This window comes from Sinorhizobium americanum (assembly GCF_001651855.1).
Classification (GTDB): domain Bacteria; phylum Pseudomonadota; class Alphaproteobacteria; order Rhizobiales; family Rhizobiaceae; genus Sinorhizobium; species Sinorhizobium americanum.
In genome coordinates, this window is record NZ_LNQC01000017.1 from 1 (window position 1) to 5,077 (window position 5,077).

The window sequence follows — 5,077 nt, forward strand, 5'->3', positions numbered from 1 at the left end:
AGACAACGACCGACGCCGCGCCTTGTAGGCGCGGAGAGGATGTCCTTTGCTTGACAGACCCAGCCCAAAAAGAGAAGCCCCTCCGGAACGGGGAGGGGCACAAAGCGGGCCTATCTGGAAGCAAATGGCCCGACGGGAAGAAGTATTCTGAGGGTAACAGCAAGCGTCCGTTACGGCTATTGGCCGGGAGGACGGCTCGGATACCGGCGCGGAGGGGATGACCTATACCGGAAGCCATCATGCCCTATACGAACCTATGAGCTTTGAGGATTTTCTGGCACGAGCTTCAGCTTGTCCGCCATGCGGGCGAGCTCCGGCAAGGACTTCGCCCGCATCTTCTGCATCACCTGGCTGCGGTGGACCTTCACCGTGATTTCGCTTACGCCTAGATCGCCGGCGATCTGCTTGTTGAGCCGCCCCGTCACCACCAAAGCCATCACCTCGCGCTCCCGCGGCGTCAAGCTCTCGTAACTTGCGTGCAAGGTGGACAACGCCTTTTCATTCTCGAGCCAGGCGCGGTCGCGAGCGAGGCCGACATGAACGGCGTCGAGCAGATCCTGGTCGCGGAACGGCTTCGTCAGAAACTCGATCGCACCTCCCTTCATCGCCTGCACGGACATGGGAATGTCGCCATGCCCGGTGATGAAGATGATCGGGAGCTGAATGTTTCTCCGCGACAACTCACGCTGAAATTCGAGGCCGCTTTGCCCGGGAAGCCGGACATCGAGCACGAGGCAGGCCGGCCCACGGGGTCGCCCTGAACTGAGCAGGTCGCTCACCGAGGCGAGGAGTTGCACGTCGAAGCCGACGGATCGCAGCAGGCTGCCGAGCGCCTCGCGAATCGACGGATCATCATCGATGACGATCACGGTTGCAGGCCCCTCGGTCATGTCATCGCTCCCCAACAGGGAACCCGCTCTTGCGGAAGCAATCTGCTGCGGCAGCGCGCGGAGCCGAAACGACAGAGCGCCGGTGACGCGATGTCAACACTCCCCTCTCCTCAGCCAGTCGCGGAACGAAGTGGTCTCCTAAGCTCAGCATGCGCCCGAATTATCCCGGCCACAAGGTGATTTACGCGGGCGACCGGGGCCGCCGGCCATAGCGTCCGGGTTCCTGCCGGGTGGGATCGCCGGCACCCGCGAGCCCGGAATTCAGTCGCGTCGCGACGACCCCTCCCGAAGGAGCTATACCATTGTATAGGTTCCTCTGCCTTTGTCGCCCCCGCTTGCTGCTGTAAGTTACAACCTGCTCCGCAACGCTCGATTTCTGCTCGACGCCATCGCGTATTTGGAGGCGGCAGTGCCAATGAAGAAGCCTCTCATTGCGATCGTCGATGACGACCAGTCGATGCGCGAGGCGACCACGGGCCTTATGAGATCGCTGGGGCTCGACGCGGAGGCTTTTTCATCCGCCGACGATTTCCTTGCGTTTCCCCGGCTTCGCGACACGGACTGCCTGGTTACGGACATCCACATGCCAGGCATGAGCGGGCTCGAGTTGCACCGCCGGCTCGTCGATCTCGGCGTAAGCATGCCGACCGTTCTGATCACCGCCTATCCGAACGAGAATCTGCGGGCGCGCGGGCTCGGCCCGGACATCGTCGGCTATTTGGAAAAGCCGTTTGGCGAGCAGGAACTGCTGAGCTGTATCCACTCAGCGCTGGAACGTGGGGCCAACGTCGACAGTGATTGAGCACGGCCCGATTCCTACGGCGGTCCTTCTGCATCCACCGCAGTAGAAGCGCTTTCGCCCGAGTCCGAGGGGAGCCTGAACTGAAATACGGCTCCCCACGGCTCCTTCGCTTCGGCCCATAGCCGCCCGCCATGCGCCTCAATGATCGAACGGCAGATGGCTAGGCCCATGCCGAGGCCCTCGGCCTTCGTCGTATAAAACGCCTCGAACACACGCTCCGCATCCTTCGGCTCCAGTCCGACGCCGGTGTCCTGCACCGCCACCAACACCGTCCCGGATGCATCGGGCCCGGACGTGATCAGCAACTCGCGTGGCCGGTCCGACACTTTCTTCATGGACTCGATGCCGTTCATCACCAGGTTCAGAATGACCTGCTGCAGTTGCACCCGGTCGCCTGCAACAGGCGGAAGGCTATCAGCCAGTTCGGTCCGCAGCAGGACGCGATGTCCGCGGACCTCACCGTGGACGAGCGCTATCGATTCTTCGATGAGGCCATTCAGGTCCACCTGCGCCGTGACGGTCGCCGTCTTCTTCAGGAGGCCGCGCACCCGGCCGATCACCTCGCCGGCGCGGTGGCCGTCCCGCACGATGCGCCCCAGCGTCTGCCGCGCTTCCTCAAGGTTCGGGGGCTGGCCTGCAAGCCAGCGCAGCGCGGCGTTGGCATTGGTGACCACGGCGGCCAGCGGCTGGTTGACCTCGTGGGCGATCGAGGAGGTCAGGGCGCCCATCGTCGTCACGCGGGTCACATGGGCAAGCTCCGCCTGCGCCTGCTGCAGCGCTTCCTCGGCTCGCTTTCGGTCTTCGATGTCGACGAGGAAACCATACCATTTGACAATGTTTGCGTGCTCGTCCCTGAGCGGCACGGCACTTTCGAACCACCAGCGATATTCGCCGTCCGACGCCCGGCGGATCCGCACCTCAGCCTCGAAGGGGCGCCCCGTCGCCAGGGACGCACGCCATTTGGACATGTAGTGCTCGAGGTCGTCCGCGTGGAACCGGGCTTCGGGCTCCCAGTCTGCCGGCGGAACCCCGTCGAGGGACAGGCCGGTGAACTCCTGCCACCGCCGATTGATGAAATCGATGCGGCCATCGGGCAAGGCGGTCCACACCATTGCCGGAACTGTCTCAATCACCTCGCGAAGTTCCTCTTCGCTGCGCCGGGCGGCCTCTTCCGCACGCTTGCGTTCGGTAATGTCCTCGCACACGATCAGGATGACGGGCCGCTTCCTGATCACCATCGATCGGGCCGTCTCGCGAACCCAGAGCATCGATCCGTCCTTGCGGATCTTGCGCAGCTCCCAGCTCATCGCCTCGCCGAGATGTGAGAGACAGGCGGCCGCATGCCTCATCACGGCGTCCCGGTCCGCCTCGTAAAAGACGTCCTGCACGGGACGGCCAATCAGTTCGCCGACCGCGTAGCCGAGCTGCTCCGCCCCAAAGGGGTTCACGGACACGATCGTGCCGGTCGCGTCCACCATGAAATACATTGTCGGATTGTTCTCGAATACCGCCCTCCACTGTTCTTCGCTGTCGCGCAACGCCTCTTCCGCACGTTTGCGTTCAGTGATGTCCTGGATCGTTCCGAACATGCTGAGCGGCCGGCCCGACATGTCCCTGGTGAGATCGCCCTGGCTGTGCACGATGCGCTGCTCGCCGGTCGGCCGGACGATGCGGTACTCGAGGTCGTAACGTGACTCGCCACGTACGGCTTCGGTGGCCGCCTTGCTCCAGTTCGACCGATCCTCCGGATGTATCCGTTCGACCGCTTCGGCGAGACTGACCGCGCCTGCGCGCGGCGTCTGCCCGAAGATGCGGTATGTCTCCTCCGACCAGGTGAGACAATCCGTGCCGAGATCGCGTTCCCAATAGCCGACATGGGCAACGCGCTGCGCTTCCGCGAAGTTGGCCTCGCTTCGACGCAGCCCCTCCAGCGTCTCCTTGAGGCGGGAGGTCATGAGAGTGAAGGCTTCGGTAAGCAGTCCGACTTCGTCCTTCCGGCGAACCTTTGGAACGTCCCGCCACTCCCCGCTCGCTATCGCATGCGCCGCCTGCGTCAGCGCAGTCAGCGGCCGCAAGGTGCGTCCGACCACCACAAGCCCAAGCACCACGAAGCCGGCGATGATGATGGCGCCGATGCCGATGGAGAGAAGGGCCGCGCGGAACACAGGTGTCAAGAAATCCGAAGCCGGCACGGCCGAGACGATCGTCCAGTCGAGTGCAGCCGGTTCGACCCGATCCACCGCCGCAAAGATCGTGCCGTGCTCAGGATCGCTGAAGGAAAACACGCTCGGCTCAGCCGAGGACCCGGCGACGGCTGGATAGCGGGCAAGGTAGTCGGCGGCCGCGCCGACGATGGGATCGGTGGCTTCAGATGCCAGCAGGCGCACATGCCCACCATCTGCGCCGATGGTGACGGGCGACACGCCTCCGGACGCTCCGATCAAATGTCCGCTGGCGTCAATGATGAAGGCACGGCCATTGTCGCCGACATCGAGCGTCTGCAGGGACCTGGAAAGTTGCGTGAGGATGAGATCGATCCCGCCCACCCCGACGACGTTGCCGTCCTTGTCGAAGACCGGGGCGGAAACCGAGGTGCCCAGAATCGGCTCGGCCACACCCAGATAGGGCTCCGTCCAATAGCGTGCACCCGTCTTCTTCGCCTCAGCGTACCAGGTCCTCCCGCGCGCATCGAACGGCGCTTCCGACTTGCGCAAACGACCGATCCTGCCGCCTTCCAGGGCTTCGAACTCGCGCACGACGCCGGCGCGAAAATCATCGGTCATCAAAAATACGACGCTCGAATCCGCCAGCCGTCCGACCGAAACGAGGCCGCCATCCTCGTTGCCGAAGAACATCCAATCGACATCGGGCTCGTCGGTCAGCAGCGCATAGAGCTCCCGTGCGACCGCCTCCCGATCGCGGAGCGCTACATCGCGGCGGAGAAGATCGTTGGCAAGGCGGGACACAGCCTTCTCGGCGGTGCGCACCCGATGCCCCACGTCGCGATTGACGGCTTGCGTCACCTCTCGGATCAGGCGCTCCGACGTGATGGAGACGATAAAGTTCCCGGTCCAAATCCACAAACCGGCCAATGCGAGACATAGAACAAGAACGACGCCTGCGACGAGGAGGATTAAGCGGTGCCGTAACATGATCCCCGAGTTCCCCCGGATTAATATTCTCCGTTGCTTATATTGCGCTCGCGGATGGGCTCCGGCAATCCACAGCCGTCGATCGGCGCGAGCGAGGCGGGTCGATGAGAGGTTCGGCGGATCTGCTTGTGCCGGCTTCGCCGGATTGCTTGGGTCGCGCGGGGCAGAACGCAAAAAGGGCTCCGAGAATCTCGGAGCCCTTGATGTTGCTTGTGATTTGGTTGCGGGGGCAG

General features: G+C 63.5%; 3 protein-coding genes. 1 reads left to right on the plus strand and 2 read right to left on the minus strand.

What is annotated here, in order from left to right; translation table 11 throughout:
- Positions 1-254 precede the first annotated feature (254 nt).
- A complete protein-coding gene (locus ATC00_RS00140) occupies positions 255-890 on the minus strand; it encodes a response regulator transcription factor (protein WP_064251572.1) in 636 nt (211 codons plus the stop codon).
- A 409-nt stretch (positions 891-1,299) separates the two neighbouring features.
- Between ATC00_RS00140 and ATC00_RS00145 the strand changes: the two genes are divergently transcribed.
- The gene (locus tag ATC00_RS00145; RefSeq protein WP_037390607.1) at positions 1,300-1,692 is read left to right on the plus strand and encodes a response regulator transcription factor; all 393 of its coding nucleotides are present in this window, start codon (positions 1,300-1,302) and stop codon (positions 1,690-1,692) included.
- Between the two features lie 14 nt (positions 1,693-1,706).
- Here ATC00_RS00145 and ATC00_RS00150 read toward each other — a convergent pair whose 3' ends face one another.
- Complete coding sequence (locus tag ATC00_RS00150; protein WP_037390600.1) at positions 1,707-4,844, minus strand: PAS domain S-box protein; 3,138 nt, start codon at positions 4,842-4,844, stop codon at positions 1,707-1,709.
- Positions 4,845-5,077: the final 233 nt, after the last annotated feature.